The 13765-nt window shown below is 66.4% G+C and carries 11 protein-coding genes and 2 pseudogenes; 7 read left to right on the forward strand and 6 right to left on the reverse strand.

Annotated features, from left to right (window positions below; translation table 11 throughout):
• Positions 1 to 365 precede the first annotated feature (365 nt).
• Positions 366 to 989, forward strand: a complete 624-nt coding sequence (locus OG588_RS33980) for a DUF732 domain-containing protein (protein WP_405953278.1) — start codon at positions 366 to 368, stop codon at positions 987 to 989.
• 310 nt (positions 990 to 1299) lie between these two features.
• On the opposite strand, the pseudogene OG588_RS33985 reads toward OG588_RS33980, so the two are convergent.
• Positions 1300 to 1413 (reverse strand): annotated as a pseudogene (locus OG588_RS33985) (inorganic pyrophosphatase); the annotation flags it as partial.
• Positions 1414 to 1586: 173 nt separating this feature from the next.
• Here OG588_RS33985 and OG588_RS33990 point away from each other — a divergent pair.
• Complete coding sequence (locus OG588_RS33990) at positions 1587 to 2324, forward strand: hypothetical protein (RefSeq protein ID WP_405950578.1); 738 nt, start codon at positions 1587 to 1589, stop codon at positions 2322 to 2324.
• A gap of 109 nt (positions 2325 to 2433) precedes the next feature.
• Here the strand turns inward: OG588_RS33990 and OG588_RS33995 are convergent, their stop codons facing one another.
• Positions 2434 to 3834 (reverse strand): hypothetical protein, encoded by a 1401-nt coding sequence (locus OG588_RS33995; protein WP_405950579.1) that lies wholly within the window; start codon positions 3832 to 3834, stop codon positions 2434 to 2436.
• Between the two features lie 262 nt (positions 3835 to 4096).
• Here OG588_RS33995 and OG588_RS34000 point away from each other — a divergent pair, with 262 nt between their 5' ends.
• The 4 genes from OG588_RS34000 (at position 4097) to OG588_RS34015 (ending at position 9385) form a co-directional block, all read left to right on the forward strand.
• Entirely contained in the window at positions 4097 to 5488 is a 1392-nt protein-coding gene (locus OG588_RS34000; protein WP_405950580.1) for a tyrosine-type recombinase/integrase, read from the forward strand.
• A gap of 324 nt (positions 5489 to 5812) precedes the next feature.
• Positions 5813 to 6901: a dsDNA nuclease domain-containing protein gene (locus OG588_RS34005; RefSeq protein WP_405950581.1), complete on the forward strand. Its 1089-nt coding sequence runs from the start codon at positions 5813 to 5815 to the stop codon at positions 6899 to 6901.
• On the forward strand, positions 6891 to 7469 hold the full coding sequence (locus OG588_RS34010; RefSeq protein ID WP_405950582.1) for a hypothetical protein: 579 nt from the start codon (positions 6891 to 6893) through the stop codon (positions 7467 to 7469). Before OG588_RS34005 ends, OG588_RS34010 begins: the two co-directional genes overlap by 11 nt.
• Entirely contained in the window at positions 7466 to 9385 is a 1920-nt protein-coding gene (locus OG588_RS34015) for a hypothetical protein (RefSeq protein ID WP_405950583.1), read from the forward strand. Before OG588_RS34010 ends, OG588_RS34015 begins: the two co-directional genes overlap by 4 nt.
• Positions 9386 to 9623: 238 nt before the next feature.
• Here OG588_RS34015 and OG588_RS34020 read toward each other — a convergent pair whose 3' ends face one another.
• From OG588_RS34020 to OG588_RS34035, 4 genes are all read right to left on the reverse strand, one after another.
• Positions 9624 to 10037, reverse strand: a complete 414-nt coding sequence (locus OG588_RS34020) for a PIN domain-containing protein (protein WP_405950584.1) — start codon at positions 10035 to 10037, stop codon at positions 9624 to 9626.
• A complete protein-coding gene (locus OG588_RS34025; protein ID WP_405950585.1) occupies positions 10034 to 10297 on the reverse strand; it encodes a CopG family transcriptional regulator in 264 nt (87 codons plus the stop codon). The genes OG588_RS34020 and OG588_RS34025 overlap by 4 nt, the downstream gene beginning before the upstream one ends.
• Before the next feature lie 197 nt (positions 10298 to 10494).
• On the reverse strand, positions 10495 to 12012 hold the full coding sequence (locus tag OG588_RS34030) for a nuclease-related domain-containing protein (protein WP_405950586.1): 1518 nt from the start codon (positions 12010 to 12012) through the stop codon (positions 10495 to 10497).
• 198 nt (positions 12013 to 12210) lie between these two features.
• Entirely contained in the window at positions 12211 to 13230 is a 1020-nt protein-coding gene (locus OG588_RS34035; protein WP_405950587.1) for a DNA-directed RNA polymerase subunit alpha, read from the reverse strand.
• 72 nt (positions 13231 to 13302) lie between these two features.
• Between OG588_RS34035 and modA the strand changes: the two are divergent.
• Positions 13303 to 13758: pseudogene (modA, locus tag OG588_RS34040) on the forward strand (molybdate ABC transporter substrate-binding protein); the annotation flags it as partial.
• Positions 13759 to 13765: the final 7 nt, after the last annotated feature.

Consider the following 13765-nt stretch of genomic DNA (forward strand, 5'->3'; position numbering starts at 1 on the left):
TGTCTGACGTGCGACCGAGACCGGACGAGGCAGGACCATCCCCCAGCGCTCGTGGCGCCGTCGAGCCCACATTGACGACCGGCGCCCGGCACCGCCGATGGTGGGTCGCCGGGGCCGGGGCGGCCGTTCTTGCGCTGGTCGCCGGCGTTGCCATGGTCGTCAACCGGCACACCGACGACGTCCGGCCTCAGCCCGACCCCGCTCCGCTGAGGACCTCCGCGTCCAAGAGAGCTGCTGTGCCGAGTGACGGGCCCCCGTATGTCGCGGTTCCGCAGTTCACTTCCGCTGCCGCCCGCGACACCGCGTTTGTCGGTGACGTCGCGCCGTTCTCTACCTGGCCCAGCGGCACCGTGTCCTACGGCGTCATGTCGTCCTTGCCTGGCGGCAGCGACGTATCCGACTTCCGTACAGCCGTCATCAAAGACGCGCAAGCCGTCTGTGCGGCACTTACCAACGGCACGGACATGAATGACGTGCCCGACGCTGTGGGGCTTCCGCTGACCGACCCGGTCGACCAGGCCGGGTTCATCGTGGAGGCAGCCACGTTCTACTGCCCGGACCAGATGGCCGCGGTGACCGACGGTGTCTACAGCGAGCCGGTGCCGACCAAACAGCAAGAAGACTGTCCGGCAGCCCGCGCCTTGGAGGTGACAGCCTCGCTCGGGAAAGAGTCGGGCGACGACCTGATTCACACGGCCGCGTACAGCGTCGAGGTCCACAACACCTCGTCGTACGCCGTCCGTGCTCAACTGCAACAGCGCTGGTTCGCCGACGGATTCCCGGACGAGGACGAGTGGGGGCCCTTCGGCGACGTGACGGCAGACCCGGCCGTCACCATAGAGGCGGGAGACACCTTCACCTACGAGGGTGAGCAAAGCGGGATCTACCGCTGGGAGCACACCGAAGTACGCGTCCAGCCCGGGCAGTTCGTGTACTTCGGGTGCGGATACCAGCCCGGCCCAGGTGCTGCCGGAACGGACGAGGAATAACCGTCATGACCGACGCCTCCGCCCTCCGCTCCCCGGTCTCGGAATTCGAGGACTACAGGTCACGACGGGGAATGACCTGCTCGCCGTCGGCCAGGACCGCACACTACTGAACCGTTGGTACGGCCGGACGGCTCACGGGGCGCATGACGCCAGAGGAGAGGCCACAGCCCCACCGTGCATCCCGCCCGCCCCGTTCGACGCCGGTCAGGTCGCGGCTTGCCTTCCACCGTCGTGCCGCGGAGGCTGAAATGGCGTGGTCACCGCAATTGGCCTGCGCCTACGGCCGGGTCGAGTGCGCCCGGACCGTGGGCTATGCGCCGGCGTTCTTGCCCTCCCAGTCGGAGTCCTCGACGGATTTACCCGGCTCAAGATCCGCGTCGTCCTCCGAGGAGTGTGTGATCTCCAGTCGGCCGAACTCGGGTACGCAGGCCATGCCCTTGGGCAACATCCCGAAGCAACGAAAGCCCCTGGGAAGCCTTGCCCTTCGACGAGCTGGCGAACTGTTGCAGAAACCTGGTCAGTTGGCCACATTGTGACCTAAGATACGCGTCCCGGTCAGGGTGGGGAGGCCGCATCGTGTGTATGAGAGGGGGAGACGTGAGCCTTGATACCGTCAATGAAGCTGACGGGGTAAGTCGGCGCAAGGCGCTCAGTTGGGGCGTGGCAGGAGTTGCGATTGGTACCGTTGGTCTTACCTCGTGCTCTGCCGCGGCGCGATCCGCCGTATTCAACCCCGCGACCACTGAGTGGCTCAAGGAGCTTGCTAGTTCAGTAGCCGCCACACAGATCGAGAAAGCCTTGGATGGTGGCCTGGAAGGGATATGGGGCAAATGGTCGGGTAGCACGGATAAGACGGTGGATAAAGTCACCGAGGGCCAGGATTTCTGGTACAGCGCTTGGGCTCACCATGTTCCCCCCGTGATAATGCTCTCCCTGAGTAAGAGCAAACAGGGCGACCCGATGGCAGACCGACTGTTGGCCTGTGTCAACTCTGGTAAGCAGGCTGTTGTCTTCGAGCCCTGGGCTTGGCAGGCGATGTCGATGTTCGTGCACGATCTGACGCATGACAAAACAGGTTCAGACCTGGCCATGGTTCAGTCTTTGTGTCTCTTGACTCTTATTCCCTCGGGAGTCGCCCCTCGGACTGGCGGCAGTCCCGGAGGGACTGTTGACTGGATGACCTACCAAGCCCGAAACGGAACCGTTGAGATAGCGAAGATCTCGGAGCCGGATGGTTCCATGAGTGCCATAATTAGCGCAGACGGCATACCGGATATAGGGCGCAAACAAATGAGGAAAAAGTTCACCTTGCCGACTAAAGCGGCTGAGTCGTGAGGGCGGGCTCCTGCCAGTGTGGCGGCGCGTTCCCGGCTCGCTCCGGCTTGGGGCGGTTGATCTTTGAGGTGGGGTACGGAGAAGAATCAAGATGCCGTGAGCTGTTGGTTTATAGCGTGCGTCGTTTGCGGATGGGCAGGATGCTCAGGGCCATGACGGTGCCGTCGTCCTGGAACGAGATCGGGGCGTTCCAATTCCCGGCTGCATGGGAGTCGTGTCGTTTGGACCGGAGTTCGTAGGCCGCTTGCCGATACTCTTCCACGCTGCCGTCTTTGATCAGCTTGTAGAGTCCTGAGTCCGTTCCGGAGAATGCCTCGATGCGCGCGGCTCCCATGCGGAAGACGTTGTCCGTGCCGAGGAATTTCGTGTCGCCGACCTCGATGTCCGCGTCGTCAATGCTCGATGTTGCGGCGAAGGCGGGGACGTCGTAGTGCTCTCGCCCTTGGCGGGCGGTGAGATACCGGGCTGTATATTTCCCTCCGCCCGAGAAGGTGGTCAGGCCGGCTGCTGCGGTACGGGCCAGGAGTTGGCCGAACCAGGCGAGGTCGTCCTCGCCAACCTGGAATCCGTCGACGGTCCGCGCCCGTCGGCCGTCGCGGGCGGGTATGCGAATGGCGTTGGGGTAGGGGGTTCCGGGCTTGTCCCTGATCTCCTCGTCGGCGTTTCCCGGACCGCCAGGTGTGCGCAGGGGGAGCAGAGTCTCGCCGGGGGACTGCAGCACATTGACCACGACCCCGCCCTGGCCCATGAGTTCGGTGGACAGCATCAGACACGGCGTGGAATTCCACGGACCGATCTGCATGCCCTCGGTCAGTTCGGCTCCCTTGGCCAGTTGCTGGATCGTGGTGCTGCGGGTTCGGCCGCTCCGCTTGCTCGGCTTCTGGTGATTTCCCCGGCAGGCCACGAACGTGACTTTCGACGGCTCTCCGGGCTTCCACGCCTCGATGATGTAGTCGGGCCGGGGCCGTGAGCCCTTGTTCCGCTGGGAGACGCTCAGGGGCCAGCCGGCTCGCAGCACCGTGTTCGTGTCCACGACCGAGACGATGTGGTCGGGGTAGCGCTGCTGCACGAGGTGTTCCGCCACCGCGAGCCCGAAGCCGACGGCCAGCTCCCGGGCCTGCATGCCCTTGTACCAGCGTTCGGAGGAGCGGCCCTTGTCGGTGAGGTCCATGGAACGGGCGCGATTGGCTTCCAGCGCCTCGCAGAACTTCAGGCTGAGCCAGTGTTCTGCCAGTCCGCGCCCCATTCCCTGGCCGGCCAGGACGTAGCCGCGTGCCACGGCGTGCAGGACCTGCCACGGCGTCAGGTCGATGGACCGGCCGTGCTCGGCCAGCACGACGGGCCGCAGGTCGGGCTTCCTGCGTACCGCTTCCTGGCCCTTTTCCCGGCGCTTCTTGTCGATGACCGCCGCCGCGGAGTCCACGTGAGCGGCCAGCTCTGCCGTCGAGTGGACGTGAACGGTCGTTGAGCGGCCGAGCGCGTTCAGGATCTGTCGCGCGGTTCTCGCCATACATTCCCCCACGGTGTCCGCGTGCCCCGGCTGGCCGGGAACGGTAGTTCGGAGCATTGGGGCGCATACAAGTGCGCATGGTGAGCCAAGAACCACAACCGGCCACACCGGGACCAGATGCGACCACTGGCGACGCAAGCCGTGCCGAAGGTCTGACAATCCGCGCTCGTCAACCGGATGCCGCCCGAGTGCCCTCTCGCAGGGGGATGTTGGAGTGGATGTGCCGGGCAGTCATGCTCCCGCCGATCAGAAGGAGGCGGGCATGGACTTGAAAGAGCGTCACGATGGTGCTGCACCGGACCCCGGTCAGATGCTGTACCCGTCCCCGGCCCAGCCGCACGGAGATGGACGGCCGGACGGCGGCAGCGCCGTTGCGAATCTGGCGGGCGAGTTCGGTGCGGAGCTGGTGCGGGCCATCCGCGTGGGCCTGGCCGAGGTGAGCAGCTCTGGTCACGGGTCACGGGGGCCGTCGCAGCTGAGCTGGTATGAGTTCGCGGCCGAGTATGCGCGGGCTCACTGGTCCGGTCGGGCGGCGAAGACCCGGGACGAGGTCAGCGATGCGCTGACTACCGTCACGGTGGCGATGCTGTGGGATCTTCCGGGGCGGCCGAGTGGGCAGCTGTTGCGCCGCGCTTTGCGGCACTGGGCGTTCGTCGTGCCCGGGCCGGGGCAGGGGGAGATGCCGGCGGAGGACCGGTTGGTGCTGCAGTGGGTGGCGAAGGCGTCTCGTCCCCTGGTGGACCTGAGTGATCCGGTCCTGGCGCGTGATGTGCTGGAGTCGCTGCGCCGGAAGCTGGACGGTGGTGAGGCGGCGGTGGAGACGATGCGCCGCAAGCGCAAGGTGCTGGTGCACGCGCTCCACTACGCCGTGGAGCGTGGCGAGTTGGGCAGCCACCCGTTGAAGAGGGTCCGCTGGCGGGTGCCCAAGCCGGCGGTCGCGGTGGATCCGCGGGTGGTGGCCAACCCCTACCAGGCTCGGGATCTGCTGGACGCCGTCTCCTACGTCGGCGGCTATCGAAGGGCGAGGGGCCGTCGGCTGGTCGGATTTTTCGCGGGCATGTACTACGCGGGTCTGCGTCCGGAGGAGGCGGTCGCGGTGGCGCTGCCGGACTGCCGCCTGCCCGCCACTGGTTGGGGGCGGTTGATCCTGCACCGCACCCGGCCGCAGGCGGGCAAACGGTGGACGGACAGCGGTGAGTTCCACGACGAGCGCGGGCTGAAGAACCGTCCGCCGGGGGAAACGCGGGTGGTGCCGCTGCCTCCGCATCTGGTGGCCATGTGGCGCGAGCATGTTGCCACGTTCGGCACGGCCGACGACGGTCGGCTGTTCTTCACCGAACAGGGGCGGGTTATCAGCTACGGCACCTACCACCGGGTCTGGCACGAGAGCCGTGACCTCGCCCTGCCGCCCGCCCTCACCGGCACTCCGCTCGCGAAACGGCCCTACGACCTGCGGCACTCGGCGCTGTCCACGTGGCTGTGCGCGGGCGCGGACCCGGCCGAGGTCGCCCAGCGGGCCGGCAACAGCGTTGAGGTCCTGCTGAGTCGGTACGCGAGGTGCCTGTACGACCGGCAGTCCATCAACAACCAGCGCATCGAGGGGTTGTTGAGCTCCTACGACCGGCCGCCGGAGCCCGACCTGGCGCACGATTAGCCTGGTATCGCTGACACGGGGTGGCTGTAGAGATCTGCTGTCCGACTGCTGCGGTGTGAGTTCACGCGAGAGCGCGTCTCCGACAGCTCCATTGCCGCGTCCAGGACTCCGCGACTGAGTCGCCGCCTTTACTTCTCCTGCCGTACTGCGTCTGTAGCGGTACGGACACGCAGCGAGGCCGATGTTCTGCGCGACCGTTGCTCTTCTGGGTGGGGCGGTGATCTACTGCATGCTCCGAAGTGGCTTATGGGGGAACTGTGCGGACAGGCCATTTTGCCGTGTATCGAGGGTCCAGTGCTGTGCGTCAGTGCACACGAGGCGGCCGTGGCGCTCGCGCCTGCTGACGGCGGCCGTCGAAGCAGGCGCGGGTTCGCCTATCAGGATGCCGTCACGTTGCTGGACTGCCTGGACATGCTCGAAGGGCAGTGGACCGCGGTCTCGTGGGAGGACCTGGAAGACATCCTGTGTCATCGGGACAGCGCCCCCGTATACCGGCAGGTCAAGACGATCGAGGAAGCCGGGACACGGCACAGTATCGCCAACATTTGCAGGCCAGAAGAGAAGAAGGCCGCAGACAGCAGCTATCTGGGCAAGCTATTTCTGGGCAAGCCGCTCCCGGACGGCACACGGTTCACCTTCATCGTCAACGAGACACCCCAGCGAGACCTCTACGAGTTTGTCGCGGAACGCGACCGCCCTCGCGGTCCGGTGGGCGCCGACGCCCGCGCGGACATCGTCAAGAGGCTCAGAGAGGTGCAACTGCCGGATGGCAGGGACATCGGATGGTGTGTCGACCGTCTGGACGTTCTGGTGGAGGCGCGCACCATCGACCAGGTCGAGGCGGAGGCCATGGCTCGACTAGCGCCACTGGTGGAAGCGTGCCTGGGCGAGAAACCGCTGTACGAGGAAGTCGAGGAGGTCATGATCTGGCTGATCTCCCGGTACATCGCCCGCAGCGCCCTTGAGCTGCGACCGAGAACCTTCACCGCGGACGACTTCGGCGCGGCCCTCGATGACAGCGTGCGCAGAGCAACTGGGCGGCGGCGAGACGGATCCACCGAACTGTTGACGAAACTCAAGCACAAGCTGCGGGCTGCCGAAATACCTGAGCCCGAGGCGGAAGCCCAGCATGATGCCATGCTCGCCTACCGTCGTACCTACCGCGCCAGTGTCGGTACCCGGCGCCGCGCGTACGACGATCTGGCCGATCAGATCAACGCCATCTGCACGCTCACGATGGCGAAGCGCCGCGCCGGGCGTCTCGACGCCGGCTCGGCGGCGTACTTCGAGACGCTCGTGGCCGTGAGCGAGATGCCCGAGGTGACCAGCCGGCAGTTCACCCTCGCCGAGGCCCACGCAGTGCTCTCCGACATCACAGCACGCTGCCAGAACAGGTACGCCGATGCCTCATAAGATCGGCAGCAGCGTGGTACCCCCGCTGTATCGCGCCTGGGACCCGGACGATTCTCCCGACTTCCACGCAGCACGGCTCTTGCTGCTCATCTACCTCTGCGGTGAGGAGCCCGGTCCCTACATCGAGGGACGGACGAAGTTCGCCAAACTTGATTTCTTCGTGCGCTACCCGGGGTTCCTGGAGCGGGCCCACGCCGCAATGCCGGAAGCCGTCGATGCCGAAACCGCGTTTCTCGCCCCCGACCCGTCCGAAGTCGAGGCACCGATGATTCGCTACCGCTACGGGCCCTGGGACCAGCGCTACCGGCAGTTCCTCGCCTTCCTCATCTCCCGCGATCTTGTCACCGTCACGAGCCACCGGGTCGAACGAGTAAAGCTCAAAGCCGCCGGCAAGAGGACAGCGCAACGTCTCGCCGAGGCCCGCGAGTTCCAGCCGCTGGTCCGGCGCTGTCAGGCCATGCGGGGGAATCTGGCCACCCTGTCGGGCACCGACCTGAAAAACCTCATCTACGACCTGTTCCCAGACGAGGTCGGAAACGCGCCCTTCCGCCAGGAGATCCGGCCATGACCAAGCCCGTGACCGCCCACCCCGACCGCGGAATCAGGATCGACTCCGTCAGGCTCGTCCACAACACCGCAGAAATCGACGAGTATGCCTTTGGGACCGGCATGCTGAACATCCTCAGCGGGCCCCGCAACAGCTCCAAGACAACCACGCTGAAGGTCATCGACTACTGCCTCGGCGACCGCGGCGGGATGATCGACGCTCTCGGTGCCGCCGTCTCCGACGAATACATCGAGGTCTCCACCGCTATCCGGCTCAACGGACGCCCTCGCGTCCTCACACGTCTCCTGAAGCACGGGCGCATGAACAAGGTGTACGTCGACGGAGATGAGCTGACCGACGCAGACTTCTCCGACTGGATCCTGCGCGAACTGGGATGGCCCAACCTGCGCATCCCCAAGGGCCTCCACCCGGCCACAGCCAGTGAACTGACGCCCTTGTCCTTCCGGAACCTTCTGCGCCACTTCTACCGCAACGAGGAGTCCTGGACGGGCTTCGCCGACAAGGAGCAGGAATTCATCCGGCGCGGCGTCGTCAGCATGCTCCTCGGCTTCGCCGGCTCCCGCTACGACACCAAGGATTTCGCCGTCGCCCAGGCCAAGCGGCGCCTTGCCGTAGCCCAGGCAGTGGAGCGGGACGTGCAGGACAGTACATTGCAGGCTGTCACCGCCATCTCCGAACGGCTCGGCATTCCCGTCGCCCGTACCCTCGACCAGGTAGCGACCGCACGGGAAGAGGTCACTTCCCAACTCGACGGGGTTCGCCAACGGCGTCTCGAACTGACGCAGGAGATCAACAGCCTCCTGCAGGGAACGTCCACCACGGAGGTGGCGGCCGGATACGACGCGTCACTGACGAGCGTCTACGAAGACATATCCAGGCGGCTGCAACTGGCGGTCGACGAGGTCGTTGCGCTCGAACAACTCGGCAGCGAACACGCCTACTCCGCCCAGACGGTCACCTCGGAGGTGACCCGCATGGAGCGCCTCATCGCCTCCGTGGAGATCTTCGACGCCCTTCCCGTACGACTCTGCCCAGCGTGCGAACAACGCGTGGACCCGCACCGAGAGCACGGCGAAGACGCCTGCTACCTGTGCTTCCAACCGGTCGACGACGACCAGCGCCGCCGACGGGCGCAAGTGGAGATCCGGTCGCTCAAGTCGGAACTTGCCGACCTGGATGACGTCACCGCCCGGACCGGCGCCGATCTGCAGACGGCCCGCGCGCGCCGAGTGGACCTCCAAGACGAACAGGCACGGCTCGCGCACCGCATCAACGAAGAACGCGCCGCGCAGCTGGCTCCCTTCATGGCCAGCCTCGAAAACCTCGCCGCCCAGATCGCCCAGCTCGAACAGAAGATGACAGCCTTTCCTGCCATTGAGGAGATCCTTCAACGTCGCGCGGTAGCGAGCCAGGCCGTCACCGCTGCACAACAAGCCGTCGACGCACTTGGCCAAGAGCCTGCGGGAGTTGCCACAACGGCGCTCGCCTCCGTCGAACGATGCGCCTTGTTCGCCGAGCGCATGAACGAGTTTCTCCACCGCTACCGCGAACGCGGCTGGGTCAAGGGCGCCATCACCATCAACGACAGTGACCTCACTTTTTACGTCGGCACCCGCCCCTGGGACCAAGCCCTGGGGGCAGAGACGAAGGTGCTCTTCTTCCTGGCCTACAGCTACGCCACCCTGTTCCTGGCATCCGACCTCGACGAAGAAGCCGCCTTCCCCGGCCTGCTGCTCCTGGACAACCCCTACCAGCAGGGCATCGGCACCACCGTGGTCGACGACGTCCTGCGAGATCTGGCAAACGCAGCCCAGGCCACGGGCACTCAGGTCATCAGCACCCAGGCCGTTCCAGCACCACGCGACCCGGCCACCATCGGAGAAATCCACATGCCCAGGGAGTACGAAGCGCCGTAGGCAGACCTTGGCGCAACGGAGTCCCACCAGCGGGAGTGGACCTTGGCCGCGCCCCGTTGGGGTGTTGCATCCTCGCGATGCCGAGAGCGGACCGTGATCATCAAGCGCAGGGAGGAGCTGGCTTGTGTGCTGAGGGCGCGCAGCATCGCGTGGCCGGCACCAGAAGACGAGCAGCAACGGAGCACTTGGCTCAGCCCAGATTGCGGGGCCATGGCTCGCACGCCCGTCCGCAGCAGGATCAGATTTTGATGACGGTGGTATGCCCACCGCACAGCGCTGCGAGGTCCTCGGGATCGGAGGTCAGGATCGTCACGGGTCCGGGGGCGGCGAGTGCGGTGGCGCTGAGCATGGCGTCGATGGCGTACTTGTGGCCATGCAGGCCGGCGTCGGCGAGGAGAGCGGCAGCGTGGCGGGCGATCGGCTCGGTGACCGGCTCGACGACTAGACGGGACAGCGTCCACTCCAAGGCCGGACGGTTGATCCGGGGGTGGACGACCTCGACCAGGGTGGCCGCGGAAGTGATTACGCGCAGGTCGTCGGCGCGGGCCAGGGCGAGCCATCCCGTGACTGACCGGTCACGCAGCACGGCCTTGGCAAGCCCCTCACTGTCCAGGACCAGAGTGCCGCCGGGAAGGGCGGGGGAGCGGGTCACGCGGCGTCGGCCCCGCCCTGCGTCTGCTGCTGTCGGGCCTGGTGGAGCTGGTCGCGCAGGGCCTGGATCTCATCGTCCATGACGGGTCCGTGCTCGGCCTCGGCGACGGCGATGAGTTCGTTGAGGTTGTCGCGCTCGATCTGGCGGGCCACGGCTGCGGCGACGTATGCGGACAGGCCGGAGGGGCCGCTGCGGGCCTTGGCGGCCTCGGCGATGTCGCGCGGCATGGTGATCGAGTACTTGCCGGTAGGCTCACCCATGCTAGCTATCCTACCGCTCATCCTCCCGGCCGGTGTGTGCGGAACTCAGGCTCGCTCAGACGAGGCCGCGGGTACTGACCGGTGGTGCCCCGTCCCCGCAGGAGTTCCTGGATGAACCGGTGCAACGGCCGGGCTCAGCCGCATTCGCTGCTGCGCGCAGAGCAGCCGCCGAGGCATGGGGACCCGCGACACATGGACTACGCCGCGTCCAAGGCCGGCAGTCGGCCGCTGGCCCAGGGATAGGAGGCCCACCCCTGGACGAGTACGGGGTTGAGGGAGTGCTCGTGCCCGGTCAGGCATTCGTTGAGTGCCCAGGTGGAGCGTTGGGGGTCGGCCGCCCGCTCCAGGAGCAGCGAGCTGGGTGTGGTGTCGGACAGGGTCACCAGGCGTTCGACTTCGTGGGCTGCGACGACCGTGGTCGGGATATCGGTGGTGGGCAGGTCGAGGTGGGGGAGGTCGGCGTTGGCGACGGGGAACGGTTCAAGGGTGACGATCAGTGCCTGGCGTGGACGGTCGGTCGGAATGCCGGCGAATGCCGGATGGCGCTGGTCGATCTGAGCCGAGGTGGCGTTGACCTGGCGGTAGGCGCGGGCCAGTTTGTTGTCGGTCTCGGCGACTCCGAGTTCCAGACCGAGCCGGGCGTTCTCGGTCGGCATCATGGACTTGACCTCCACGAGCAGCACGAGGTCGTCGAAGACAACGATCCAGTCGACGCTCTGCAGTTCGTTCCGCTTCACCCGGTACGTGATCTCCGAGATGACAACGGCGTCCGGTATCAGGCGGAGCTGTCGGCCGACGTACTCCTCGAAGAGGTAGCCGGTCTCCTGCAGGAAGTCGGTACCGAAGTGCTCGCGTCCTGTGTGGTAGATGCCGGACGGGGTCGCTTTGCGCCAGACCAACTGGGGGGAAGGGCACAGCAGGCCGGGCCCGAAGCCGGTGACCGCGGGCCGGCCGAGCAGCGGACTGTATGTGAAGCGCCGCAACTGAGCCGCTTTGCCGCCGACCACCCTCGCCAGGTTCTGCGTGGTCTGCTTCTCGACCGCTTTGACTGAGGCCACGTCGGTGGCGAAGTGCCGTTCGACGACCCGCAGCACCGTGTCCCGGCTGACCATGCGGCTGAACTTCTCGCCGTCCGGGCTGTCGAAGATCGCGGGATCGAAACGCCCGGCGTTGAACAGCGCACATCCCCACAGCAGTTGGGCGGTGCCCACGTAGTCGGGCAGCGAGCAGCCGAATACCTCGGTGTCCCAGCCGGGAACCATGCAGCGGGGTTGCCGGCGTGCGGGAAACGGTGTGTGCAGGTACAGCGCAGCGGTACGGGCGAGAGCGGCGAACTCCGGGGCCTGGAAGGCCATCTGCTCGCCGCCCAGGCGCATCATGAAGTCCCTCAGGCGGACCGGATCGTCGTCGGATCCGTGCAGGGTCGGTTCCTTCAGACTGGAGTACGCGGCCAAGATCTCCAGCAGGTCGCGTTCGGTGGCGTCGGAGCGCAGATGCTCGGTGCCGTAGGCCAGGCTGACGCGGGCCGCGTCAGCCAGTGCCCAGGGTGTGTACTTCAGTGAGGGGCTTTTCAGCCACGGGTGTGGCCGCTCGGGCGTGCTGTAGCGTGCCGCCGCCGCGGCGATCAGAGGCAGCAGCGAGCTGGGACGATGCCGCCGAATGCGCTGGCGGTACTCGTCCTCCGTCACCAGCCGGTCGTACAGGTACGCAGCCATCCCGCCATGATCCTTGCCACGAAGACATTGTTCGAGGGGTTTCTCCTGAGCCGGTGCGGAACGTTTTTTGCGGCACTTCGGCCGTGTCCGCGCGGCTGGGCGCGGGCGCGGCCGAAGTAGCCCAGCGCGCGGGCACCAGCGTGGAGGTCCTCTTGTCCCGGCACGCGAGGTGTCGCTATGCCTGGCGCGATGCGGCATTCAGTACTGCTCGGTCTCCACGAAGCCCGCGTCCACGTCGTCGGCGCCGAAGGTGTCGGCGGCGGTGGTCGGGTTGAATCCGGGCGGGGCGTCCTTCAGGGCCAGGCCCATGCCAGCGAGTTTTTCCTTGACCTCGTCGATGGACTTCGCACCGAAGTTGCGGATGTCCATCAGGTCGGCCTCCGAGCGGGCCAGTAGCTCGCCCACGGAGTGGATGCCCTCGCGCTTGAGGCAGTTGTAGGAGCGGACCGTGAGCTCCAGCTCCTCGATCGGCAGGGCGAGATCAGCGGCGAGCGCCGCGTCCACGGGGGAGGGGCCCATGTCGATGCCCTCCGCCTCGAAGTTCAACTCACGCGCCAGACCGAACAGCTCGACCAGGGTCTTGCCGGCGGACGCCATGGCGTCACGGGGACGCATGGCCTGCTTGGTCTCGACGTCGACGATCAGCTTGTCGAAGTCGGTGCGCTGCTCGACACGGGTCGCCTCGACCTTGTACGTGACCTTCAGCACCGGGCTGTAGATGGAGTCGACCGGGATGCGCCCGATCTCCTGGCCCACCTGCTTGTTCTGCACGGCGGAGACGTAGCCGCGACCGCGCTCGACGGTCAGCTCCATCTCCAGCTTGCCCTTGCCGTTGAGCGTGGCGAGAACGAGGTCGGGGTTGTGCACCTCGACACCGGCCGGGGGCGCGATGTCGGCGGCGGTGACCAGACCCGGGCCCTGCTTGCGCAGGTACATCACGACCGGCTCGTCCTGCTCGCTGCTGACGACGAGCTGCTTGATGTTGAGGATCAGGTCGGTGACGTCCTCCTTGACGCCCGGCACGGTGGTGAACTCGTGCAGAACGCCGTCGATCCGGATGGACGTGACCGCCGCACCGGGGATCGAGGAGAGGAGCGTACGGCGCAGGGAGTTGCCAAGGGTGTAGCCGAAGCCCGGCTCCAGCGGCTCGATCACGAACCGGGAACGGAACTCGTCGACGACCTCTTCGGTCAGGGACGGACGCTGAGCAATGAGCACGGGGTGTTGCCTCCATTTTCGGCGCCCGCTATTTGACGCCGTAGACACCACGAAGGGTACGGGGCGACACGAGGCGATACGGTCTCCGCCGTCCGCAACCAGCTGGAGATCGCCACGCTGCCGGGCAACCCCGACAAGGTGACCTCGCTGAAGGACCTCACGAAGTCGTCGCTGAAGGTCGTGCTGTGCGACAAGACGGTGCCGTGCGGCGCGGCGGCCCAAAAGGCCCTGACGGCAAGCAAGTTGAAGCTCACCCCGGTGTCGTACGAGGCGGACGTCAAGAGCGCCCTGACGAAGGTGGAGCTGAAGGAGGCCGACGCGGCGGTCGTCTACAAGACCGATGTGCACGCCGCCGGCAGCAAGGTGCAGGGCGTGCAGTTCCCGGAGTCCGCCGACGCCATCAACGACTACCCGATCGTCCTCCTCAAGAACGCGCCCAACGCCGTCGCCGCCAAGGCGTTCATCGCGCTGGTGCAGTCCGCCGAGGGCCAGAAGGTGCTGTCCACGGCGGGGTTCCTCAAGCCCTGACCCCACC

The organism is Streptomyces prunicolor, from assembly GCF_045162825.1.
Lineage (GTDB): Bacteria > Actinomycetota > Actinomycetes > Streptomycetales > Streptomycetaceae > Streptomyces > Streptomyces prunicolor.